Annotated in this window: 15 protein-coding genes, 1 tRNA gene and 2 riboswitches; of the genes, 7 read left to right on the forward strand and 9 right to left on the reverse strand. The window is 53.7% G+C overall.

Annotated elements, in window-relative coordinates; all coding sequences use genetic code 11:
* Positions 1 to 98 precede the first annotated feature (98 nt).
* From NST26_RS01730 to serS, 4 genes are all read right to left on the reverse strand, one after another.
* The gene (locus NST26_RS01730) at positions 99 to 1,370 is read right to left on the reverse strand and encodes an MFS transporter (RefSeq protein WP_036732687.1); all 1,272 of its coding nucleotides are present in this window, start codon (positions 1,368 to 1,370) and stop codon (positions 99 to 101) included.
* 5 nt (positions 1,371 to 1,375) lie between these two features.
* A complete protein-coding gene (locus tag NST26_RS01735) occupies positions 1,376 to 2,281 on the reverse strand; it encodes an ArsR/SmtB family transcription factor (RefSeq protein WP_036732679.1) in 906 nt (301 codons plus the stop codon).
* Positions 2,282 to 2,528: 247 nt separating this feature from the next.
* Entirely contained in the window at positions 2,529 to 8,852 is a 6,324-nt protein-coding gene (locus NST26_RS01740; protein ID WP_340978350.1) for an S-layer homology domain-containing protein, read from the reverse strand.
* A gap of 267 nt (positions 8,853 to 9,119) precedes the next feature.
* Positions 9,120 to 10,412 (reverse strand): serine--tRNA ligase, encoded by a 1,293-nt coding sequence (gene serS, locus NST26_RS01745; protein WP_036732676.1) that lies wholly within the window; start codon positions 10,410 to 10,412, stop codon positions 9,120 to 9,122.
* 407 nt (positions 10,413 to 10,819) lie between these two features.
* Between serS and ssuE the strand changes: the two genes are divergently transcribed.
* Positions 10,820 to 11,389 (forward strand): NADPH-dependent FMN reductase, encoded by a 570-nt coding sequence (gene ssuE / locus NST26_RS01750; protein ID WP_036732673.1) that lies wholly within the window; start codon positions 10,820 to 10,822, stop codon positions 11,387 to 11,389.
* Between the two features lie 91 nt (positions 11,390 to 11,480).
* On the opposite strand, the gene nrdG is transcribed toward ssuE, so the two are convergent.
* Positions 11,481 to 12,008 (reverse strand): anaerobic ribonucleoside-triphosphate reductase activating protein, encoded by a 528-nt coding sequence (gene nrdG / locus NST26_RS01755; protein ID WP_036732670.1) that lies wholly within the window; start codon positions 12,006 to 12,008, stop codon positions 11,481 to 11,483.
* Positions 12,005 to 13,990 carry an anaerobic ribonucleoside triphosphate reductase gene (locus tag NST26_RS01760; RefSeq protein WP_340956466.1) on the reverse strand — a complete coding sequence of 662 codons (1,986 nt, stop codon included), beginning with the start codon at positions 13,988 to 13,990 and terminating at the stop codon, positions 12,005 to 12,007. Before NST26_RS01760 ends, nrdG begins: the two co-directional genes overlap by 4 nt.
* Positions 13,991 to 14,299: 309 nt before the next feature.
* A riboswitch (cobalamin riboswitch) is annotated at positions 14,300 to 14,530 on the reverse strand.
* Positions 14,531 to 14,869: 339 nt separating this feature from the next.
* On the opposite strand from NST26_RS01760, the gene NST26_RS01765 reads away from it, so the two are divergent.
* The 4 genes from NST26_RS01765 to NST26_RS01780 all read left to right on the forward strand — a co-directional run bounded on the left by NST26_RS01765 (position 14,870) and on the right by NST26_RS01780 (position 17,470).
* Positions 14,870 to 15,178: an MTH1187 family thiamine-binding protein gene (locus NST26_RS01765; protein WP_340956464.1), complete on the forward strand. Its 309-nt coding sequence runs from the start codon at positions 14,870 to 14,872 to the stop codon at positions 15,176 to 15,178.
* A gap of 48 nt (positions 15,179 to 15,226) precedes the next feature.
* Positions 15,227 to 16,006 (forward strand): sugar phosphate isomerase/epimerase family protein, encoded by a 780-nt coding sequence (locus NST26_RS01770; RefSeq protein ID WP_340956462.1) that lies wholly within the window; start codon positions 15,227 to 15,229, stop codon positions 16,004 to 16,006.
* 87 nt (positions 16,007 to 16,093) lie between these two features.
* A tRNA-Thr gene (locus NST26_RS01775) sits at positions 16,094 to 16,165 on the forward strand.
* 156 nt (positions 16,166 to 16,321) lie between these two features.
* Entirely contained in the window at positions 16,322 to 17,470 is a 1,149-nt protein-coding gene (locus tag NST26_RS01780; protein ID WP_340956460.1) for a hypothetical protein, read from the forward strand.
* Here the strand turns inward: NST26_RS01780 and NST26_RS01785 are convergent.
* Complete coding sequence (locus NST26_RS01785) at positions 17,449 to 18,201, reverse strand: YukJ family protein (RefSeq protein WP_340978353.1); 753 nt, start codon at positions 18,199 to 18,201, stop codon at positions 17,449 to 17,451. The two genes, NST26_RS01780 and NST26_RS01785, sit on opposite strands and share 22 nt — an antisense overlap.
* Positions 18,202 to 18,298: 97 nt before the next feature.
* Here NST26_RS01785 and NST26_RS01790 point away from each other — a divergent pair, with 97 nt between their 5' ends.
* Positions 18,299 to 18,721, forward strand: coding sequence for an ASCH domain-containing protein (locus tag NST26_RS01790; protein WP_340978355.1), 423 nt, complete (start codon positions 18,299 to 18,301; stop codon positions 18,719 to 18,721).
* A gap of 362 nt (positions 18,722 to 19,083) precedes the next feature.
* Here NST26_RS01790 and NST26_RS01795 read toward each other — a convergent pair whose 3' ends face one another.
* On the reverse strand, positions 19,084 to 19,449 hold the full coding sequence (locus NST26_RS01795; protein ID WP_051478700.1) for a hypothetical protein: 366 nt from the start codon (positions 19,447 to 19,449) through the stop codon (positions 19,084 to 19,086).
* A 749-nt stretch (positions 19,450 to 20,198) separates the two neighbouring features.
* A riboswitch (cyclic di-GMP riboswitch) is annotated at positions 20,199 to 20,291 on the forward strand.
* A gap of 81 nt (positions 20,292 to 20,372) precedes the next feature.
* Between NST26_RS01795 and NST26_RS01800 the strand changes: the two genes are divergently transcribed.
* Positions 20,373 to 23,534 carry a choice-of-anchor A family protein gene (locus NST26_RS01800; protein WP_340978356.1) on the forward strand — a complete coding sequence of 1,054 codons (3,162 nt, stop codon included), beginning with the start codon at positions 20,373 to 20,375 and terminating at the stop codon, positions 23,532 to 23,534.
* A gap of 392 nt (positions 23,535 to 23,926) precedes the next feature.
* Here NST26_RS01800 and NST26_RS01805 read toward each other — a convergent pair whose 3' ends face one another.
* Positions 23,927 to 25,120, reverse strand: coding sequence for an IS256 family transposase (locus tag NST26_RS01805; protein ID WP_340958357.1), 1,194 nt, complete (start codon positions 25,118 to 25,120; stop codon positions 23,927 to 23,929).
* Positions 25,121 to 25,275 lie beyond the last annotated feature (155 nt).

The raw sequence follows: 25,275 nt of genomic DNA on the forward strand, positions 1-25,275 counted from the left end.
GAAAAATCTTGCATAAAGTGCAACACTGGAGCTTGATAGGGGCGATCTACGCAGAGATCCTGCACGGAATGCAACACTGTCAGCTCCTTAAGGTCCATCTACATAGATGCATTGCCCGTCAGCGCAGCCTCCTGGCGCTGGCGGTCCCGCTGCTCCAGCACAGACAGGTCGCCGTCCAGCGCTTTCAGGCCGGGCAGGCGCAGGGCCACTCCGGCGTACAGCACCGGAAGAAGGCCTGCGGCAATCAAAAGCACAGGAACCCCGTACAGCTCAGCGACCGTACCGGCTGCCAAGGCGCCAATCGGCGACAGGCTCCCGCCAATCAGGAAGCGGACCGAATTCACCCGGCCCTGAAGCTGACCGGGTACGAGCCGCCCGTGCAGGGAGGAGCTTAGGGAACTGAAGAACGGCCCCATCAGCCCGGCGGCGAATACGGCGAACAAGGCGAAGGCATAGCTGGGGATGAAGCCCCACAGCATGGTGACGATACCTGACAAGCCCAGGCTGCCCAGCATGACAGCGCGCCGCTGCTTAATCTCGCCCATGATGGAGATGACCCCGAGTCCGGCGAGGTACCCAAGCGCAGAAGCTGTAGACAGCGTACCTACAGCCGCCGCATTGCGGTGCAGCACCTCGCGGACATAAGGGACCATCATCGTCCATATGGCTGTGGAGCTAAGATTGCTGACGGCAGCCATCATCATGATCGTCAGCATGGCCGGGAACCGCCGATAGAACGAGAAGCCTTCGGCTACCTCCCGCAGATAGCCGGATACGGAAACGGCAGCAGCAGGCGGCCCGGCGGGCTTGCCCATCCGGGGCAGCCACAGCAGCATGGCAATCGCAGCCATATAGCAGACGGCGTTGACCCCGAGCGCTGGCAAGGCGCCGCTGGCCGCGGTCAGGATACCGGCAAGCGCTGGACCGAGCAGCACGGCAGCGCCCTTGCAGCCGTCAATGATGGCGAAGGCGCGCATCAGCTTGCCGGTTCCGGCGATTTCCGGGATGACGGCCATGGCCGTCGGCAGGAACAGCGCGGAGCAGGCGCCGCTCAGGCTGGCGGCCGCGAACAGCTGCCAGAGCTGGAGATGGCCGGCGAGGCCCATGCCGAGCGGAAGCAGGAGCGCCAGCAGCCGCAGCACGGCAAGGCAGGCCATGAACCGCACGCGGGGCAGCCGGTCGGATAGCGGCGAGCCGAGCAGGCGCAGCACTTGCTCGGGAATCATGGAGCTGAGCGCAAGCGCCCCCATCGCTACCTTGGAGCCAGTCAGGTCATAGACCAGCCACTCCATGGCCAGCAGCCCAAAGGCGTCGCCGAAGGCGCTGAGTGAAACCGTGGATAACAATCCGTAATAGCTCCGTTTCTGCAACTTTCTCACCCCTTCAGGTAATCCTCAATTTGCCCAGGCAGATCGTCCAGAGCCTCCAGCCGCAGGCTGTAGGAGACACTTTTGCCGCTGGTGTGAACGATGACCAGACCTGCTGCGCGCAGCGCGATCAGGTGGTAGTGAATCGTGCTTTTGGACAGCTGGACCGCCTTCACAATCTCTGTGAAATTCATCTGGCTGCCGGTAAGCTGCCGGAGAATGAACAGCCGGGTCTCATCCGATAACGCCCGGGTAAGCCGCAGTAGCGCGGCAGTGGGCCGTCCTTCTTCGGGGGGAAGCGCATCACAAGAGTAGCTGGTGAACACAAACTCATCATATTGAGAGGAGATGACCAGCGGTCGGGCATGATATTGCGGAGTGATAATAACCTGCTTCAGCGTCTTAGACGGATAGAGCCGCATTCCTTCGGTAGCTGCCTCGTAGATGGCCATATCATTCGTGCCGTCCAGCATCGCTGCCCGTGCTTCGGCCTCCTGCCGCAGCCCTTCCATAATGGCCGGATCAATGCTGCTGAAATAGCTGTCATTCCACACCCGGATCACTTCAGCCGCAGCATCCCGCAGCCCGGCAAGATTCGCAGGCACACTCTGCCCGAACCGCCCGGCAATGTCGTAGAGCTCCCCCGGAGACAATTCTTCGAACCAATGCAGGAATGCCTCCGGCGTACGCTCTCCGGGACAGCTCCAGATGTAGGGGGAGAGACTGAAATTATCGGTGAGCTTCAGCACTTCCTTCATGCGCTGGAGCATGACAGGGGCAAACTGCGTCTGGACCTGGCGGACCCAGGAGGTCCCGGCATCCATAGCCGTATGATTTTGCTTGCCGATAAAAGCGTTCAGGCTGGTAATGCATTCATAGACAGGCGCGAAGTCCACAGTTACTTTATAATCCATAAGGAATTCCTGCTTTCTGGTGTAGTGGGGTTAGATATAACAGAGATAATAGATAGTGAAGGATAACTGAGCTTGGAATTAAAAAAAGTTCTATAAACATAGAACTTATATTTGTTTTATCATAAACGAACTTTTCTGGTTTGGCAAATCTTATTATTCAAAAAAAGGCGGTTCCCGCAGCGCATCATGCGCCTTGGGAACCGCCTTTACTGATTTAAACCTCGTATAACGCTGTAGCGTGCGTGCGTTAGTTAATGAATTGCAGCGACTTCAAGGTCTTCTCCAGCATCGTAGCCGCTTCCGCACGGGTAGCCAGCTTCGCCGGAGCGAACGCACCATCAGGGGTACCCTGGATGATGCCTGCGGCGGCGATCTCTGCTACCGCTGCTCTGGACCAGGCCGGGATGCTTGAGGCATCGCGGAATTTAGCCAGTACAGCCGAATCGGCCGTCAGGGTCTTGCCGGTGTATTTCATAGCTTTGGACAGGACGGCTGCCATCTCCTGCCGGGTAATCGGACTGCCCGGCTTGAAGCTGCCATCGGTATAACCGGTAATCAGACCTGCGGCTGCTGCTGTCTGTACAGCATCCGTGTACCATGCGCCAGCACGGACATCACTGAAGGATGTTCCTGTTGCTGCCGGTGCAAGCCCCAGCGAGCGGGTGATCAAGGCTGCGAACTCTGCCCGTGTAATAGACTGCGCAGGTGAGAAGGCGGTATTGCTGGTGCCGTTAATCACCAGCTTGGAGGCCAGCAGCTCAATGGAGCCCTGTGCCCAATGGCCGGCAGTGTCACCGAAGGTCTTGGACGATTTAACGACAGTGTAGTAGCTGTTGCTGTTGCGCTTGATCGTTACCTCTGTATGTCCGTCTGCCGGGCTTGCGAAGACAGAAGGCACGAAGGAAAGCTTGCCCGTGGCCGGGTCAAAGGCGACACCGGTCGCACCCTTGGCATCAAGTGCACCTGTGGCCGTGATTGTCCGCTTCACATAAGTGCTGCCGAAGCTGTTCAGCGGTACATTGGTGGTGCCTGCCTGGGCAGTGACACTGAATTCAATGACGGGGCCGGCTAGTGTGACCACATTGCCCTGTGCGGCAATGGCCTTGTTCAGACCGTCAAGTGCAGCAGGTCCGGCCTGAAGCAGCGAGACAGTGACCGTGAACTCCCCGGTGCCAAATCTTGCAGCCAGTGCTGATCCGTTCACAACGCTCAGCGGCAGGGAGTAGGAGGCTCCGCCTGATGAGGTGAAGGTAAGCACGGTATCAGGGCGGGCAGCCGCCTGCTGAACCAGCACACTGCCTGGCAGGACAACCTGTGCGCCTCCTGCCGACGCTGTAAGCGGAATGATCAGCTCACTAGAACCGGCTGGCAGTGCGGCCAGCTTCGCTGTAAGCTCTGCTGCTGTAAGCGTGGTAACCTGCGGTGCTGCCGCGCTTGGAGTAGAGGTTACTGATGGCGTTGCCGTAGGAGTCACTCCTCCGGTGCCCCCTGGGCTTCCGCCTTCCGGTGCCGTGGTTGGAGCCGGAGTAGGCGTTACAGTCGGACTTGGGTTTGGAACGGCACCCTTCAGATCGGTGATCCGTCCTTCAACGCTTGAAGTTACCGGATTATGCTTCTTCAGATAGGCCAGCAGGACTTCGAAGTCGGGAAGACCCAGTTCATAATAACGTCCATCCGCCTTGGCTGAAGCCAGTGCGCGGTAGAAGTCCCCGCCGCCAGCCATGAAGGAGTTCGTGGACAGAATATAATAGCCTGCCGGATCAATCGGCTGGTAAGATCCGTCCGCCTGCTTGATCTCAACGGAGATGATGCGTTCCCCGGTCTGGGTCACCTGACCGGTCAATGAACTCACAATCTCTGGTTTTTTAGTCGAATCATACGTGTATTTCATCCCCGAGACATGGGCGAAACGTCCCTGGTCTAGCTCCAGGCCGCTGACTGCGTTCTCCAGGGAGGAGATAATCTCCGCGCCGGTAACCTTCAGGGCAACCAGGCTGTTATTGAATGGGAGTGTGGTTAACACTTCGCCCATCGTAATCTCACCCTTATCAATCGCTGCACGGATCCCTCCGCCATTCTGGATGGCCACGACGCCTTTGATCGTACCAAGCTCCTCCTTGGACACGAAGTTAGGCATCAGCTCGGTAACCTTCTCCGCAATACTGTCCGCAATCATATTACCTATCGGCGTCTCTTCCTTACGCACCACGCGGACGGATTTCCCGTCGATGTCGCGGTTTGTGTAGAGATCAACGTCTGAATATCCTACCTTCTCAGCCCGAACGGCGGAGAGCTTAGAATCGTATTCAGAAGCGAGCTTGGCTTTGGCCGCCGGATCTTCAGCGTATTTGGCTACATCCAGCAGCTTTCCGTTGTACGATACAATTTCACCGTTTTTGTCAAAGACAACATTCAGCTCACCCAGATTTTGGCCGTATTCTCCTGTCTGGACCACCAGCACAGGCTTACCTGTACCAACGTTGGTAACCGGCTCAGGAGGGTTGTCGATCTTGGTATGAGAATGCCCGCCGACAATGATGTCAATGCCGTCGACGGCGGCAGCGAGATTCTTGTCTACGGTATACCCCAGATGGGTTACCGCGATAATCTTATTAACCCCTTTAGCTTCGAGCATCGCTACAGTGTTCCTCGCGCTCTCTATATGGTCCTTGAAGCTAATCTTATCCCCCGGAGAAGATAATCCGACCGTATCCTCAGTGGTCAGGCCGAAGACACCGACCTTCTCCCCGTAGACGTCTTTGATTACAGCCGGATAGATGTTCCCGTTATACGCGGTGTCACCTTCGCCGATGGTAACGATATCGTTGTGGTACCGGTCTGCAAGCTCACTGTTCTTAGAGGTAAAGTCAATGTTTGCGCTCGCGAACGGGAATTTCGCCGCTTCCACGAAATTTCTCAGGTATTCAGGATGCTCCTTATTCTGATCAAATTCATGGTTGCCGAAGGTCATCGCGTCATAGCCGAGGTCGTTCATGAAATCAACATCCGCCATGCCTTTAAACGTAGTGGAATAGAGTGTCCCTGAGAACACATCTCCTGCATCTAACAGTAGAGTATAGGGATTGCGTTCCTGCTTGATCGCCGTAGCACGCTTGGCAATCGTCTCCAGATGTCCATGCGTGTCATTCGTGTGCAGCACACGCAGAGCGAAGTTGGATAGGTCGAACTGAGCGACTACCGGATCATGGTCGGATGCCCGTCCACGCGATGCCGGGAAGTCTGCATTAAGATGGACAACGTCCATTTCTGCGGATTTCGCAATATTTTTACTCGCCAAAATATGATCCAGTACCTGTGAGTTTCCGTCATACGTATAAGTGTACTGTTCATTAAGCGGCAGCTTGTCAATCAGATTGTCCAGCTCATTACCTTTGAGAATATCTGCGGTCTTGGTGAATTGGAAATCATTCAAGTCGCCCATGGCAATAATATTCGCCGACGGGTTGGCTGCGAGCACATCCTTGACGAAGCCGTTCACGACGGCGGCAATCTTGTGACGCTGTGTCTCACTTGACAAAACCGGTGGCTGAACGTTCTCAAACGGGCCGTTGTCCCCCGACTTGGAATTGAAGTGATTGGCAATTACAATGACCTTCTTGCCTTTGAACTCGAATTGTGCCGCAAGCGGCTTGCGGGATTCTTTAAAGGCATCGTTCGCCGGGTCAATTCTTCCCGGATTGTAGGTGAGCTTGTCCGCAGCCGCATTGTAGCTGACCGCTTGCAGAGCGGAACCCTTCTGTCCGCTGATGCTGTCAGACAGCTTGACTCTTACCGGATTGTAGAGGAATCCAACCCGGATGTTACCGCCGGGAGCACCGCCGTCTGCTTTATCCGATGGAGCAATATCAATATACTGGTACGCCGGGCCTCCGGCGGTCTGAATCGCTTCGATCAGCTCGGCGGCATTGGCTTCCACGATACCGTTGTCAGTCTCGCCGTTGCTGTCCTGCATTTCAACGACGCTGATAATATCCGGCTTCTGGAGATTTACAGCGATGGACTGAGCCAGCTTCTGAATCTTCGCGGCTCCTACGCCAGGGTAATAGTTCTCGATATTATACGAAGCCACCAGCAGCTTGTCCTCAGCTACAGCAATCGTAGAGGTCTCCTGTGTGAAGCTTCCTTGCGTAATGCCGGGCAGACTTCCATTCGCCGGAATAACCTTGAAATTTCCATTGTTGTAGCCGATTACTCCGGTCACATCACCGTTGAATGTATCACCGGTACCAACCTCTTGGCCGGGATTGCCATAGGCGATCAGCAGCCGTTGCGGATTAAGGTTTTTGGCGCCTTTTAGAACAAGTCCGCCTGCCGGTGTAATAACATCGTCCATCATATTGTCCACTCTCGTAGGAATGTTATATACGGTGGAGGTACCGCCGCCGCTTGTCCAATACGGACTGAGAATCGTAGGAGTCGGAAGTGTAACGAGCATCCCCTCAAGCGATTCATAAAAGTCCATAGCATCCTCATCGGGCTGGAATTCGGTTAGTTTATCATCGTCGATGACTGAGGACGGGATGATCCGCCCGCCTTTGCCCAGAACTACAGGCTCTGGAAGTTTTACGTTTTTGGCAACTGTCTTGATTGTACTGAGTGTAATTTGGGTGGAAGTCAGATTCTTGCTGCTGCCCTCATTGTACTCCGACACCATACCCGATACAGTCACATGATCTCCAATATCGGGCTTCAGGCTGGCATTCGTGCTGTATACGAATATGCCTTCAGAGGTATTGTCATTGCTATCCGGCTTAGGGTCCTGGATGAAAAATCCTTTATAATTGCCGTTCGCAAATGTATATCCATATTGGGTAACAATCCCCTCGACATCAGTAACGGTCTGGCCGGCATATTCAGAGGAATGGGATTCCCCTTGAATATCATGGATGCGCGGAGGCGCTGAAGCGGTATAACTGAACGTGAATACTTTGCTGGTCTGGCCCGGAATGGAAGCGATAGCTTTAATTACAGTATCCTTAGTAATCGTAACCGGAACGGTATACAACGTACTGGTCACGGTAGGTTCTGAGCCGTCGAGCGTATAATAGATAGCTGCTCCTTCTGTAGGACTGGATAGTGTTACAGAGCCTCCGCTAATGATTCGTCCGGCGCCGGGGCTGGCGGTCACAGAGAATAGCTCTTCTACCAGACTCTCGGCATTCAGCGGAATGAATTGATAGACATCATTAAACTGTTCAATAACACCGGTGATTCTATCAAAATGCTTTTCTGCGGTCAGTTGAGGCAGGTCAGAGTAAATTCTGAACGGCTGCTCAGCTTGAATGGCGGTGACATTCTTACCGTCTTTACTTTTGATTGTTACATTCTCAAGTGTGACAAGTTTAGCCTCATAAGCTTCACCATTTGCTGTTGTCAGTTCTGCGGCGGTAATTAACTGGGGAGCAGGAACACCGGCATCCGGAGTCACTACACTGTAGTTAAGCCCGGCGGACGGTTTAAGTTCCTGGAGGTTACTGTAGATATCCATAACACCTTGAATATTAACAATATCTCCTGCTTTGGCGAAGTCAGGGTACCCGTACAGCACAAGGCCAGCAGTGGCATCCTGAATGTACATTTTTGCGCCGTCGATGTGTGTAACCGTTCCTTCCGTCCATACGTTCTGACCCTTAGGTGCCGGGCGGACAGAGGCAATATCCTGTTGTTTAAGGAGAGTGTAATCATAGCTCGATTCTGTGCTATAGACTGCATCGGATACAGCATAGGTTTTGATTGTCGTGGGTGCATTTAGTAGGATAGGGGTGCTGTATGGCTTGAATGCCGCTTCGGCGCCGTCTATGTAGACTGCGGCGTACACGGATGCGCCAACGGTTGAAGTATTAAGGGAGATTTCAGTGCCTGCGGGCCAGGCATTGGCAGACGGAGTGGCAATAACCGGCGCTACAGTCTGACTGAGACCATAATGGCTATTGCGGGGATCAGGGGGCTGGACGGTGAAGTCCTTAGAGTTATTATCGGTATCGAAGGCACGGTTATCTGCAGGTGAAATGTCTGCGGTCTTGCGCACTGCGGCAAGGGTACTGCTTAGTGCGGCTGTAGCTCCGCTGCCTTCATAAGTAGTGGCAGTTCCGAAGCCAACCATATCAACACCTGCATTGGAGGCATCTACAAGGTCAATTTTGCCATTGGTAGCTCCAAGCTTTAATGTTCCTGTATAATCAGGGGCTGGCAATTCAACCGTACCTCCGGTACCAGCCGATTGCTGGATCAGAAAGTATCCCTTCGCGGCAATGGTTCCTGTTAATACTGAGATGTCGGATGTGTTAATTAGGTCACCATTGGCACTGGCATAACGCACCTTCCATCCCTCAAGACTCACTGCTGTATCCGTAGGATTGTATAATTCAATGAAGTCATTTTTGTATTTAGCGCCGCCGTTGCCGCCGCCACCGTAGACTTGTGAGATTACAATATTACTGTTATCCGCTGTTGCCTGTGCACTTTGTCCAGCAGGCGTTAACAGTCCGAGCAGCATTAGCACGGATAACCCTGTAGACAGCCATCTTCGCATCCTGTGAGAAATAACCATGATCCTAAACCCACTCCTCTCAAAACTATGATTGGCATTCCCCATTATTCTACCATTTAATTGTTAAATAAAGGGTCGCTTCATATAAATATATATTAAATTGAGACCAATTCAAAAGAATAATAGAGAAGTTTATTAGAAATGCATAAAAATAGTAGTAATGTTTAGTATAAAATCTATATAAATAGCCATTCCCCAATATTGGGGAATGGCTATTATCGATTATTAATAGAAAATCAATTATAGTCGACGTTGTAGAACCGGATATCAGCCGTGATTCACTCCCGTTTCAATCCGCTCCGCCCCGCCCATATACGGCCGCAGCGCCTGCGGGATATAGATCGATCCGTCCTCCTGCTGGTGGTTCTCCAGCAGCGGAATCAGAATGCGCGGCGTGGCCACCGCTGTGTTGTTCAAGGTATGGCAGTATTGCAGCCGCCCGTCTTCATCACGGTAGCGGATGCCCGAGCGGCGGGCCTGGAAGTCGAGCAGATTGGAAGCCGAGTGGGTCTCCCCGTAAGCTTCTCTGCCCGGCATCCAGGTCTCGATGTCATACTGCTTATGGGTCTTCATCGCCATGTCTCCGCTACAGACGGCGACTACCCGGTAAGGCAGCTCCAGCAGCTGAAGAATATGCTCGGCATTGCCGAGAATCTCCTGGAGCATCTGCTCTGATTCTGCCGGATCGTTCTTGCACATGACCACCTGCTCGATCTTCGAGAACTGGTGGACCCGGTACAGCCCGCGCACATCGCGGCCGGCCGAGCCGACCTCGCGGCGGAAGCAGGCCGACATCCCGGCCAGCCGCAGCGGCTGATCCAGCTCCAGAATCTCATCGCTGTACAGCGAGACCAGCGACACCTCCGAGGTCCCGGCCAGCCAGCGCTTCTCGCCTGTCAGCTCGTAGGTCTGGTCCCGGCCGCCGGGGAAGAACCCGGTCCGCTCCAGCGCTTCCGGCCGGACGATCACGGGCACATCCATCGCGGTGAAGCCGCGCTGCATCAGCACATCGAGCGCCAGCCGCTGCACGGCGAGGTGCAGCAGCAGCCCGGCCCCCTTCAGCACATAGCTGCGGGGCCCTCCGGCTTTGACACCGCGCGGAAGGTCGATGATGTCGTGCAGCTCTCCGAGCTCGACATGGTCCCGCGCGCGGAAGCCGAATACCGGCGGCGCGCCATGCCGCCGCAGCTCCACATTCGCGCTGTCATCCGGCCCGATCGGCGTATCCGCCGACACGGGATTCGGCGCTTCCAGCAGCAGCTCGCCGCAGCGCTGCTCCGCTTCTGCCAGCTCCGCCTCCAGCAGCGCCAGCTCGCTGAGGGTGCCCCGCACCTGCGCCTTTGCGTGCTCGGCGCCTTCAGGGTCGCCCCCGCGCAGCAGGCGCTCGACCTCCTTCGTCAGCGCGTTGCGCTCCGCGCGCCGCTGCTCGGTGGCCCGGCGTACCTCCCGCCGCCGGTCATCCCACTCCAGAAGTTCCTCCAGGGGGAACTTCAATCTTTTCCATTCGGCCGTCTTCCGTACAAGGTCCTCATTCTCCCTGATCCAATTCATATCCAACATCTGCATCCGCTCCTTAAGTGTGGGTAAAAAAACGCAAAAAACGCCCTCATCCATGGGACGAGGAGCGTCAGCTCGCGGTGCCACCCAGGTTGACCTCATTCGCGTATAGCAGCTAAGCAGCGCGGAATCAGGCCCTCTTTGGTCTTCGCGGTAACGGGCGAAACCCGGTAAACTTAGGGAACAGGAAGCTGCTCCGGTCGCAGACGCCTCGCGGTTGGATGCCGGTCGTTGGCCTGGTCGGGATATAGGTTTGCCGTTTATTATAACCAGAGCGGCAGCAGTTTGCAAGCATAAGAGGGGTTTGACAATATTCCTTGTACTCTGCTAGGATTATTACTAATTTAAAGTATTGATGCCCGGCGAAGCAGCCCGGTTTATCCTATTATGCGGACGGAAGAGGTGCGGAAATGGCCAAAATAGTCGTAATTAACGGAACACCCTCGCTGGTCTCACGGATCAATGCCGTGATTGAGTATGCAGAGAATGCCCTGCGGGAGCGCGGGTATGAAGTGGAGCGGATCAATGTGGCGGAGCTGCCTGCGGAGGATCTGATCCATACCAAATTCGAGAGCGAGGCCATTGTCAAGGCGAATGGGCTCGTAGCGGAAGCTGATGCGGTAATCGTAGTCAGTCCGGTATATAAGGCTTCTTACACGGGAGTACTGAAGACCTTCCTGGATCTGGTGCCGCAAAAAGGGCTGGCCGGCAAAATCGTCCTGCCGCTCTTCATGGGCGGAAGTCTTGCACATCTGCTGGCGATCGACTATGCACTGAAGCCGGTACTGTCCGTGCTTGGCGCCCGCTACATTCTTGGCGGCGTCTACGCCGTAGACTCCCAGGCGGTTCGTAACGACCAGGGCGTAGTTGAGCTGGCTGAAGAGCTGCGTTTACGCCTGAACAGCGTGCTGGAAGAGCTGGCGGAGGAGACGGAGCATAAGGTGGGGCGCAAGGCAGGACAGACAGGAGCCGCGGAATAAGGTTACGCTGCCGGTCCGATCATCCCCGGTACAATCAAAAGGCACTAAACCACCCGGATGCGGGAGTTTAGTGCCTTTGTCTATTTAGGAGTTATACTCCTTGAAAGCTCAGCTCCGGCTCCCACAGAACAACCCTATCTCCCGCCAGACTCGCCGGAATATCAATGATCCGCTGGTTGCTGCTTCCCCGGTAGGAGAGGGTAAGGTCTTTGAGCTCTTCGACGAACCGTCCGTCGATCACGACCTGGCACAAGGCCAGCAGCTTCCATTCCGCAGAGCCCGGGGAAGCCGTAAGCTCCTCGTACGTATAGCCGGTATAGATCCAGACCGGGAAGGCCGGCAGCTCGGCGCGCAGCTCGTGTATGAAGTCTGCAGCCTCCTCAGCCGAGAAAAAAGGGTCCCCGCCCGCCAGCGTCAAGCCGTCCAGCAGCGGATTGCCTGCAATCTCCTCTATAATCTCCCGCCGGCGCTCCGGGGTAAAGGCCTCCCCGTAGTTAAAGTTCCAGGTCTTCGGGTTGAAGCAGCCCGGGCAGCGGTGGCGGCAGCCGCTGACGAAGAGGACGGCCCGCAGGCCTTCCCCTTCATTGATCGACTCCGGATAATATCCGCAGATGTTCATAGATGCTTAACACGGTCCCGGACTTCGGCTTGCTTGGCCGCATTGAAACGGGTCTGATAGTCACCGGTCAGATACCCGGTAACCCGGCGCAGACGGCGGATATGGGTGGTATCCTCATGGGCATTGCAGGTCGGGCAATTCGTGCCGATGACCCCTTCATAGCCGCAGCCGGAGCAGCGGTCAATCGGATGGTTGATGCTGAAGTAGCTGATGTCCTGCTCCAGCGCATATTTGATGATTTTGACGAAGGCTGCAGGATTGCTCCGGGCATTGCCGTTCAGCTCGACATAGGAGATCGCTCCGGCGTTGCAATATTCATGGAACGGGGCTTCCAGGCTGATCTTCTTGGCTGCGCTAAGTTCATGGTAGACCGGAATGTGGAACGAGTTCGTATAGTATTCACGGTCGGTTACCCCAGGGATAGAACCGAGCACCTTGCGGTCGATCTTGGTGAACTTACCGGAGAGACCTTCGGCCGGTGTTGCGAACAAGGTGATGTTGAGGTTAAGCTCCTCGCTCTTGCGGTCGCAATATTCACGCATGTGGCGGACAATGGCTACAGCCTTGGCGTGAATCTCCATATCTTCGCCGTGATGCTTGCCGTACATGGCTTTCATGCATTCGGCCATCCCGATGAAGCCCAGCGACAGGCTGCCGTGCTTCAGCAGTTCGCCTGCACTGTCATCAGGGGCAAGCTGCTCGCCGCCCTCCCAGACGCCTTCACGCATCATGAAATCGGAGGCTTTGGCCTTCTGGGAAGCCTGGATACGGAAGCGGTGCAGCAGACCGTCCAGCGCAATATCCATATAGTGATTCAGGTCGTCGAAGAACCCTTCTTCATCAGCAGCCAGGCGGCGGCCGGTTATCGTGCCGTGGGCCAGTCCAAGACGCACCAGGTTGAGCGTATTGAAGGACAAGTTGCCTTTGCCGGAGCAATGGTTGCGTCCGAAGCGGTCGCCGAGCACACGGGTCCGGCAGCCCATCGTAGCGAACTCGGTATCCGGGTCAGCCGGATCATAATATTGCATGTTCAGCGGAGCGTCCAGGTTGGCGAAGTTCGGATACAATCTGCGCGCCGAGCACTCCGCTGCCTTCAGGAACAGCTCATAGTTAGGGTCACCCGGTTGCTGGTTGATGCCTTGCTTGCATTTGAAGATCTGAATCGGGAACACCGGCGTCTCCCCGCTGCCCAGTCCGTTCATCGTAGCCGTCAGCAGTGAGCTGATCACAAGCTGGCCCTCCGGGGAGGTGCAGGTCCCGTAGTTGATGCTGGTAAAAGGAATCTGGCCGCCGGAGCGGCTGGACATCGTATTCAGGTTATGTACCATACTCTCTGCGGCCTGCAGGGTCTCGCTCTGCGTCTCCTTCAGGGCAAAACGGAAGGCGCGCGGATACTGCTCAGCCAGATCGCTGCGGCTCATCGTAATCTCCCCAAGTTCTGAAACCTCTGCATTCTCCTCGAAATACTCCAGACCTTTGCGGAAGAGCTTGGAGAAGGACTTGGTCACATAAGGAGCCAGATCATAATCCAGCTTGTTGGCGGACACACCGCCGTACTGCGCATTCTGCTGCGACTGGAAAATAATCGCCACCAGCGACATCGCCGTCATAATCGAGTTGGGAGGCCGTACGCTGCCGTTGCCGGTGTTGAAGCCTTCACGGAGAAGCCGTTCGAACGGGATGAAGATGCAGTTGGTGGTTCCGATGGCGTATTGATCCAGGTCATGCACATAGACGACATTATCCAGGGTAGCCTGTACCAGCTGCGGCGGCATGGTGAAGTTGCGGGCATACCATTTGGAGTATTCACTGCCGAATTTGCTCATTTTGCCGGAGAAGCTCTCCCCGTTCAGGTTGGCGTTCTCGCGCAGCAGATCCAGATCCCGGCTGTCGATAATATCCCGTCCCAGATGAATGACCTCTTCCAAAAGATCCTCCTGTGCAGCTTGTCCTTCGTTATAACGTTTCTCCAGCAGCGTCATTATATAACTCTCTCCTCTCGGGTATTGTAAGCGTTAAAAAAGCACCTCCGGCCGGGAAGGCCGGAAATGCCCGAATGCATGATGCAAAGATCCGGGAAGCGGAAATTTGCCTGTGGTCTGGGTGGAATATACGAGCAGACAAGGGGCAAATAGCTTACGCCCGTTCTTGTATATTCCGCAGAGCCGATACCTGAAAATAATCCGCGATCGTCCTCAGGTATCGGCAGCCTCTGGCCCGATTGACGGAAGGCTAACTCTGCTATTGCAGGCCGCATACGGACACCTTCCCTGTTCCTCGCAGGAGTCTAAGCGGTGCCACCGAAACAGGCAGGTCTCCTGGCTTCCGGCAACTCCTCCGGCGCCTTCCCGGGGGGCTTATTCCGCCCCTTAGTGGCAATTAGCCGGAGAATGCGGCCCTGGGCATCGCACCCTGGGAGCATCCGGTTACAGTGGCGGGACCGCAGCGGTTTTGCACCGCGCTTCCCTATTAAGTCGCACCTCTATTACAAGGGGTGAAACACCCGTTTCTACTATATTTTGTTGTTATCTATTAAAGCTACCGCAATATATTGTGTTTGTAAATGTTTTTTTGCAATCCCGCACGGGGAGCGGGTTCGGCGCTTTTACTCACAGCTGATCCACAGTTAGTCCACAGGTAATCCACAACTTTCCTATGAATCTGCCGTGAATTTTTCATAAAATCTCCGAAAATACGCCACAAAGAATCCATAAATAGAGTGCGTCTAATCCTGGTAATCATTTTGACGGATATTAATAGAATAGAGAGGGTGCAGGTGATTTGTAGCAAGCCTGGCGAAGCGTTACAATAAGAGGATAAGTTAGAGGCAGGCACATCAGATCATTAGGAGGCAGTTCACAATGGCAATTGGCGAAGTGACCGTTATTCCGATTGGGACAGGCAGCACCAGTCTCAGCAGCTATGTGGCCGAGATGCAGCGCGTGCTGGAGACGGTGGAGGGCATTACCTACGAGCTAACTTCTATGGGTACGATTATTGAGGGGCCGGTAGCGCGGATTCTGGCTGCGGTAGAAGCGCTGCACGAGTCGCCGTTCACCGCCGGGGCGCAGAGAGTCTCAACCTCGCTCAAGATCGATGACCGGCGCGACAAGATCTCGACCAGTCGCAGCAAGCTGGAATCCGTGGAGCGCAAGCTACAGGGAGAGTAGCGGGAATACAGTATCTAATCAGAAATGATAATAAGGAGCGGATTATTCATGGCAGAAGCAGCTCAGCAGATCGGAATTCAAATGTATACACTGCGTGACCAGACGGAACGCGATTTCCTCGGCACACTGGCCAAGGTGGCAGAGATGGGGTACCAGGCAGTGGAATTCGCCGGTTATTTCGGTGTATCTGCAGGGGAACTGCGCCGTAAGCTGGATGAACTTGGCCTGGCGGCTCCTTCGGCGCATGTAGGCCTGGACTTCAGCAGTCTGGATAAGATGGAACAGGCATTAGCCAAAGAGATTGAATACGGTGTAGAGCTCGGACTGCAATATATGATCACCCCGTCGGCACCGCTTCCGCCGAACCCTTCCATAGAGGATGTAACGAGAATCATTCCATTCCTGGAGAAGGCTTCCGCGATGGTCCGGGCGGCGGGGATGCAGTACGGCTACCACAACCATGATTATGAATTCAAAGAGGTTGACGGCAAGGCGGTCATCGATATCTGGCTGGAGCAGATTCCTGCCGAGCATATGCTGGCTGAGTTTGATCTGGGATGGGTATACAGGGGGGGAGCCCGGCCCGTTGATTATGTGTCACGGTACGCCGGCCGTGTTCCGCTGGTTCACATGAAGGACTTCGGAGCAGACAATGAGGAGACCGATCTCGGAAAGGGAGAGGTTGATTTCCGGAGCGTCTTCGAGATCGCGGAGCAGAGCGGAATTCTCTATTATATTGTGGAGCAAGAGGCCTATGAGGAGTCCTCCCTTGCAAGCGCTAAGCTCGCACTGGATTATTTCCGCGGGCTGGGGCTGATGCACGGCTGAGGACACAGCAACCAGCGGAAAAAGGGCTTGCGTTTTCCGCTGGAAGAGTTATAATATTTTTTGCTTGGCAGACGCAAACGTCTGTAAGCTGGTGTAGCTCAGGGGTAGAGCAACGCACTCGTAATGCGTAGGCCGGGGGTTCAATTCCCTTCACCAGCATTCTTACAAAGTCGATAGTGGCGCGGGTTTCCGGTTTTTTGGAACTGCGCCTTTTTTCTATGCAAGCATCAACATCTACCATTCTTCTAACCTTTAGTTAAGTAAAGTGGGGAGCTTATGGTTGGATGCTAGGAGGCAAGGAGGCAAGGATCTTATATGGGAAACCGGACATTCCTGAGTGTTACCAGTGCCGATACAGATTTGATTGATTATGAGAATACAGCTTTCGAAACGAATAATTTTCTCGCTCCAATATGGTTTTGTCTAGTCAGCCAAGACCAGTTCCAGCGCTATAGCAGGCAGCTTATGCAAGCTTGGAGCAAGATTCAACCCCATATGGACCAACCGGATGTGGAGGATTTGCCTGAGTGGGAACATTTTTCAGAGGCCTTCCAATGGCAGATTCCATGGGCGGATGCTGCAGAGCAATTGCGCCTGAGTTTACCCGGCACGCTGGCCCATTTCCCAGCGCTTTCCACTCCTGTACATGAGTGGCTGGTAACCTTATCGACCCATGTACAGCGTTATTCTTCTGCTGTTATTCATCTGGAGCTTTCGCAATATTTCTCATTCACGGGCGATCCTGCCCTGTATCTAAAAGACATTCAAGAATACGTTACCCTCTGGCAGTCGCCGCATCCCTCGCAGGAGAAGGTCTGGCAGGGAGCAGCCGATAACTTTTATATGCTGAATGGGGAGCATTTGCCTAGGAGGGAACGAACGGCAGCTCAACCGGAGCAAGCTACCGATATTCAACCAGCACAGTCCATTCCTCCAGTATCCGGGAAGCGCCAGTCCAAATGGAGGCAGGAGCTCTACATCTGGTTGCTTGCGATTCTATCCGCAGCCCTCTTTTTTGCCGTCTATATCAAGACCTCCAGTGGTTGGTTGGCGGTGCTCTGCTTCTTCATCCCCTCCCTGTGTATCGTTTTGTGGAAAATAGTTATCGGTCGTAAACAAACCTCCCGCCATCAGCTGGAAGCCGCTAGGACCTCGAAGAGGAACAGTCTCCCCTCTTATCCTGTGCTAAGGATTGAGTATTTCGACGGGCGTTCACCTATTGGGGTGGATGGCATGGAAATTGGTCCTTCGGAGGATAAAGCGTTACCGGATATTATCCCCTGGCTGCAAATCCTGCAAGCAAAGGTGCTTTCATCTCATGAGGTCGAGCTCATTGTTTCTGCTAACCAATCATCAGTCTCTACCTTACAACTTCATTTGAGGCTGGATGAACAGTTGGATGCCAAGGATATCGTATCAGCGGTTAATGCGATGGTGCTGGCTCATGACAAAGCATTGGTATGATTACATTCACTAACCGGCTTGGTGGCATCTCCCTGGTCGTTGGTACACCAGGATTGGGATTGGAAGGCCAGGAAGATAGCCACCCATCTGTGTTCATTCTCGAAATGAATAAGGACGCCGCCGTCTTGCCATGTGCCATTTTCACTGGCGTACCCGCCCGCATTGCCTTGGTTCATATGAATATTATGAACGCCCTGCCCAGGGGAGAAGCCGAAGTACTTATCAGGCTTATCCTCTTCGGGTCCCCAAGGCTCGCCGAATACGTACAGGGTTGCATCCTGTTGCTGTGCCTCCTTGAGATAAGAGGTGATTTTATCATAAAGATTGTTGCGGGGATCGCTGTCTTCGGGTTCATTCCGGTTCGTATTAGGCAGAGCTACCATCTTACTGGGAATCACCAGGTTTCCCCTGATATAATCAAGGGCAAGGCTCCGGTTATGCCCGGTGATCTTCGTGAAGCCGGATTCAAGCGTGAGCCAACGGGCCGTTTCTTCCGCTTTGAAATCTTCGCCCACATAATAAAGCACCTGATTTGCGGTGTCCTCCGGTAAATGTTCCGCTTTTGCGCTTGATCTGATATTGATAGCCACCCTGTACTTTTTATTAATATCACCTTCAACCTCAACCAGTACCTGGACATGATTATTTTTGACACCTAGCTTATATATGGTATTCTCATTAGATAATTTGCATTTTAATACCCCGTACCCTTGATCTAATCCGTTACCCATAGTTCGTCAGTCCCCCTTCTTAGCTATTAATGTTTCCCATAGAAGGCCATAGTCATTCTGAATAAAAAGGTGTTCAACAGAGGAGGCAAGCTGCATTATGAAATGCCTAACCATTCGCCAGCCGTGGGCCACGTTAATTGCGCTGGGAGAAAAACAAATCGAAACCCGGACCTGGCGGACCGCCCACCGGGGAGAGTTAGCCATTCATGCCGGGATGCAGGTGAATAAGGCGATCTGCCGGACGGAGCCGTATCAGTCGTTGCTGGCACGTTACGGTTACACTGCGGACAACCTGCCAACCGGCAAGATCATTGCAGTCAGCCGCATTGCGGATTGCTGTGAGGTGACGCCGGAGCTTGCGCAGCAAGGCTGGCCGGGCGGAAATGAATATGTATTCGGCAATTATGCCGAAGGAAGGTATGCCTGGATGCTAGAGAAGGTTGTTCCGCTGGTACATCCCATACCTGCTAAGGGACGTCTGGGTTTCTGGGAATATCCTGTGCTGGAAGAGGAATTGTGAATTTCTTGACGGCAATGTGAAGAAAAATTGCTCCAGATTGGCTGTCAGCTGGTATAATTGGGATATTCGGCGGGAAATCTTCCTATATATAAGGAGAGTTGTGCTCTGAGGCGGTCTACCGCTGGAGAGGGGCAGAAATGCCGGGAAGGAGCGTATGCATAATAGATGGGAAGCCTTCTAATTGCATGGCTTTGTATGCTTTGTTTGTTTCTTGCGTTCAGGGATCAGGTAAGCCGGAGAATCCTGTACCCGGTAGCTGTGGTGGTGATATGCGGCACATTGGGGTATTGGACGTTGTTAATGTAGCCGCATCCGGGCGATCATTTAATGCAGAAGTCTGCCGCTTGCGGCAGGCTTCTTTGTTAGCGCTGCTCCATCTTCTCCATACCCAGATATCTGCGCATATGCAGAGTGGCCTGGGCGGCAATCACATCATCCAGCAGCAGCATCCGTTCGTGATAGCCCCTGCAGACAAATTTGGCTTCAACACCCGTCTCCAGCCGCTGCTGCTCATAGACCTTCAGACCACGTGCGCGCATTCCGGCACGGACCTCCCGCAGATCGGCAGAAGCGGCATGAGCGGCCGACTGGATTACCTCCAGATAAGGTGCAGGCGTGCGCAGCTCAGAGGCTATAGCAGAAGCATCGCGCTCGAAGGCGGATAGAATAAGCGGCAGCAAAATATAAGATTTGACCAGCAGGTTGTCCTGGCTCTCTGCTCTTTGCATCCTTCTCAACCCCTCGAAGAGAACGTATATTCGCATTGTAACTCATCCTTCAAAAAATAATCAATGGGTTTTATAAATTAACTCAAATAATGTGATATATTTCACAAAAAAATAAGATGAATTATTTTATATTAAAATTGAAATATTAAAGATTGAAAAATAAATCAGCTCAAAGGAGAATGGCAATGAGTCGTGAAGGAAGCCTCCGCCGTGGTTTGGTATTCGGGATCATTCTAAGTGTTCCGCTCTGGGTATCGATGATTGGCTGGGTTCAGCTGTTCGGGTCTGCCTAGGCGACATTTTATTCAAAATATATGAAGTCTATTAGCAGGTGTCGTCCCTATGGGCGGCACTTTTTTTTCGAGCTGAGGTGCCTGTAAATAGGTAAAATTGCATTGAACAGGAGCAGACAATGAGTAGGAGGGGTCTGAAGGCGATAAAATAGGACAAATGCATCAAATTTAAATAATATAAATTGATATTATTATAGGTAAGAGAGATAAACGGCTACAGCCAATCCTCTGATTTCTCGACTTTTTTCGTCAGCATATAAAAAAAGATTCGCCCCTGAAGCCTTATGATAAAAGGGTTAAATGAGGAATCTTCGCAAAAATAATTTCAAAAAATATACTGGGAATGGATTGACAACAGGGTGGGGGAGCGGATAAACTGAAATTAGTACAAAAGTAACAAATGTCATAGACTCAACAATGATCTTACATAAGCAAATCTTAATTGCATACCGAAATCATGTACAAACGCAAACCGTATCGAAAGAACGGGACGCAAAGTCAGGAATCTACTGTCTCTAAAGTTGAGGCTAGGGTCGTCCGGCCGCCGTGAAGCTAACCCTTCGTGGCGGTCTTTTTGTTGTTATAGTCGCGTGACAGATTCATAGAATAGTAACTAGGAGGTGTGGACTATTGAAGAAAAGAGTACGTAAAACAGCTGCCATCCTTATGGCAGGCCTATTGACCCTATCCAGTGCCTTTACGTGGGGGACGGATGTTAGAGCAGCTTCAGGGGTGCCGTATACGCCAACACCGGTTTTGGGGGTTGCAGGGAATTTTAATGCTTTTATCCTCGGGGATTTTAAACAAGCCAATGACCAGATTGAAGGCCGCCTGGCAGCGGCGGGGAACATTACCCTCTCCGGAGGATACGGAGTAGCCAGGGCATACAGGGATGCTTCGCCGACGGATGTACTTGTGGCCGGTAAGAATTTTGTACATTTAGGCAGTGGAGAGATCTATGGAAATGTGGTATTTGGGGATAGCTTTACAGCCAATGAGCCTGGTGTCAACATCAAAGGCGGGAAGAAAAATGCCAGCCCGATTGATTTTGCAGCCGAGCAGCAAGCTCTGATCTCCCGATCCACAGAGTATGGGGCCTTGGCCGACACGAATGAGATTGGCGATAATCATTATGGACAGCTCAAGATAAGTGCACCGGATCGTTTCAATGTAGTTCATTTGGATGCCTCGACACTGGCGAAGACCAACTATATCGAATTCAACATTGCACAGAACGCTACGCTGATTATTAATATAAGCGGGTCTACAGTCAATGTGCCGAGCTTTTCAATGAATAACGGCAGAGCCAGTCAGGTATTGTTCAACTTTTACGAAGCTTCTGAGGTGAATATCGCTTATACCTCATTCTTCGGGACGATCCTCGCACCTAGAGCGGATGTTCATTATGCCGGAGCAGAGCTGTACGGAACCCTGATTGCAAAATCTTTTAGCGGCGGGGTAGAGATGCACCTGGGATTGTACGAGGGAGAGGGGCCGCCGCCGAGTCCGACGCCGACCGCAACGCCGACACCTAGTCCATCACCGACACCAACGCCGACAGTGAAACCAACACCAACGGTAACGCCAACACCGACTGTGAAACCAACACCAACGGTAACGCCAACACCTACAGTGAAGCCAACACCGACGGTAACGCCTACACCTACAGTGAAGCCAACACCGACGGTAACGCCTACACCTACAGTGAAGCCAACACCGACCATAAAACCGTCACCTACACCTGTGTGCACTCCAACTCCAAAGCCAACACCGACTGTAAAACCGACACCAACGCCGACCGTGAAGCCGACACCAACGCCAACGGTGAAGCCGACACCAACGCCGACCGTGAAGCCGACACCAACGCCGACCGTGAAGCCGACACCAACGCCGACCGTGAAGCCGACACCAACGCCGACCGTGAAGCCAACACCAACGCCGACCGTGAAGCCAACACCAACGCCGACCGTGAAGCCGACACCAACGCCGACCGTGAAGCCAACACCAACGCCGACCGTGAAGCCAACACCAACACCGACCGTGAAGCCGACACCAACGCCGACTGTGAAGCCGACACCAACGCCGACCGTGAAGCCGACACCAACGCCGACTGTGAAGCCAACACCAACGCCGACTGTGAAGCCGACACCAACGCCGACTGTGAAGCCGACACCAACGCCAACGGTGAAGCCAACACCGACGCCGACCGTGAAGCCAACACCAACGCCGACCGTGAAGCCGACACCAACGCCAACGGTGAAGCCAACACCGACACCAACAGCGGTGCCGACGCCAACACCAACGGCAGTTCCGACACCAACGCCAACAGCGGTACCGACACCAACGCCAACAGCAGTACCGACACCAACGCCAACGGCAGAACCGACACCAACGCCAACGGCAGTACCGACACCAACACCAACGGCAGTACCGACACCAACACCAACAGCAGTACCGACACCAACGCCAACGGCAGTACCGACACCAACACCGACGGTAGAACCAACACCAACGCCAACGGCAGAACCGACACCAACGCCAACGGCAGTACCGACACCGACGCCAACAGCGGGACCGACACCAACGCCAACGGCAGAGCCGACACCAACACCAACGGCAGAGCCGACACCAACACCAACGGCAGAGCCGACACCAACGCCAACGGCGGTACCGACACCAACGCCAACGGCAGAACCGACACCAACACCAACGGCAGAGCCAACACCAACACCGACGGTAGAACCAACACCGACACCAACGCCAACGGCAGAGCCGACACCAACACCAACGGCAGAGCCAACACCAACGCCGACAGCGGAACCGACACCAACGCCAACGGCAGAACCGACACCAACACCAACGGTAGAACCAACACCAACGCCGACAGCAGAGCCGACACCAACGCCAACGGCAGAACCGACACCAACGCCAACGGCAGAGCCAACACCAACGCCAACGGCAGAGCCAACACCAACACCGACGGTAGAGCCAACACCGACACCGACGGTAGAGCCGACACCAACACCGACGGTAGAGCCAACACCGACACCGACGGTAGAACCGACACCAACGCCAACGGCAGAGCCAACACCAACACCAACGGCAGAGCCAACACCAACACCGACGGTAGAGCCAACACCGACACCGACGGTAGAACCGACACCAACGCCAACGGCAGAGCCAACACCAACACCGACGGCAGAGCCAACACCAACACCGACGGTAGAGCCAACACCGACACCGACGGTAGAACCGACACCAACGCCGACGGTAGAGCCGACACCAACGCCGACGGTAGAGCCGACACCAACGCCAACAGCAACACCGACGCCAACGCCAACACCGACACCGACGGTAGAACCGACACCAACGCCGACACCAGAACCAACACCAGTAACAACACCAGCGCCAACATCGCCGCCGTTCAGTTTCCCTCCAGTGCCTACGCCGACTCCGATTATCGGATTTATCGTGAGCAATGATGTGGTTGTGAATGATGATCCGCTGCCGCTTGGACCTGTAGCAATTCCAATAGCTACAACAGTGCCGACACCGACACCGGCTGTTGCGGTTGCGCAAATAGTAGCAACACCGGAGCCAACGCCTTCAGCAGAACCGGCACCCGATGTAGTCCTTATTGATGATGAGGTTCCTCTAGGCGGTGTGCCTGTGGATGGAACCTTGCCGAAGACGGGCGAATCCAGTCCTGCGCCTTATTATATTGCCGGTTTGGCACTCGCTGGTCTGGGCTTGATTCTTAGAAGAACCACCAGAAACAGCAAACGTAAATGAGTGACCGGAACTGAGATTTATATAAACAAACGATGATCCTGTAATTTGACAAGGGCTGCTTTCGGAGAAGATGTTCTCCTGGAAGCAGCTCTTTTTTTGTTGGAAGTAAGTACCCGGATACAGAATGTATGCGAAAAACAACATACAATGTGCCGGTGAGAGAGTCAGCGGACCAAATGTATGCGAAAAACAATATACAATGTGCCGGTGAGAGAGTCAGCGGACCAAATGTATGCGAAAAACAATATACAATGTGCCGGTGAGAGGGTCAGCGGAGGTAGCGTCAAGAAGTTTGTGTAAAAGAGTAGAAGTGCCTCCCCCGGGTTACGGGTTGGGATGTAGTGTTTCTGGGGGGAGGGGGAACCTCGACCCCCAGAAACTGGATTTCTCTGCTATGCCTCTTCCGGTGTGGGCAAAGAGGGGTAGCGTGTTTCGAATAGCTCTTTTAGCTTCTTTTTAACGGCATCCACTCCAAAGCCTTGGGCGACCCGCCCTGCATGACGTTCATTGTATTCCAGCATCTCCAGGTACACGATTTTCTCTGCGGCATCCATGTTTGTCAGACTGTTCATCGGTTTCAGACGCTTGCGGATTTCCTTGTTCATCCGCTCGATGGGGTTCGACGTGTAGATCGCTTTACGGATCGACAGCGGATAGTTGTAGAACGTCAGGAGTGTGGATAACTGTTCCTCCCAGGACCTCATTTCCTTCGGATACAGCTTGTTCCACTTCGCTTTGACCGTATCAAAGTTAGCCCGGGCTACCACTTCATCCGGTGCCGTATATACGGTTTTCAACGCCTCCATGACATCGGTTTTGTGCTCCACCCGAATTTTATGAAACGTGGCCCGCACTTTGTGCACTACGCAATGCTGTACATCCGCCTGAGGATAGGTCTCTTTAAACGCCGCATCCAGTCCCGGTAGCCCGTCAAACACACCCAGCAGGACTTCCTGCGCTCCGCGGTCGTACAGGTCTTTGAGTACCTCCCGCCAGCCATTTGAACTCTCTTGGCCACCCACGTAGAACCCGAGAATTTGACGCTGTCCCTCCTCGTCAATTCCCATCGCAAAGTAGACCACTTCACCACGAACCGTGCCCCGTTTCAGCTTCACGTACAGCCCATCTAAGTAGATGACGGAGTACCGTTTGCTCAGTGGCCGCTTTTGCCACTGGTGGATATCGTCCAGCACTGTAGCCGTAATATTGCTGACCGTCGTTGGGGAGTAGTGGCTGCCAAACATACTTTCAATGAACCGGGCCACATCCCGCGTACCCATGCCCGATTTATACATTTGGATAACGGCCTCTTCTAACCATCCGTCCCGCCGCTGGTACGGCTCAAACAACTGCGTCTGGAAAAGGCTTTGGCGGTCCCGGGGCACCTGAAGATCCTCGATATGGCCGTATTTCGTGTGTAAATCTCGCGTATAGTAGCCGTTGCGACTATTGCTGGCACCGGCTTCTTCACTGTCCATAAACCCCTGGATTTCGGCGCGCAACAGGCGTTCCATGTTGTCTTTCACAAAATCTTTAACAAGTTTTTCAAATAGATTATTCAGAGAACTTTCGGGTAAAATATTCATTGGTAGGGTTCCTCCTTGGTGGTTTCGCAATCCCGAGGATACCCTACTTTTTTGGTGCCTGACTAGGCTCCAAATCTTGGTACACAACTTACTTTACGCCATCTCAGCGGACCAAATGTATGTGGAAAACAGCATCCAATCTGCTGCAGGAAGAC

The sequence above is a fragment of the Paenibacillus sp. FSL R7-0128 genome (assembly GCF_038002245.1).
GTDB classification, from domain to species: Bacteria; Bacillota; Bacilli; order Paenibacillales; family Paenibacillaceae; genus Paenibacillus_AQ; species Paenibacillus_AQ silagei.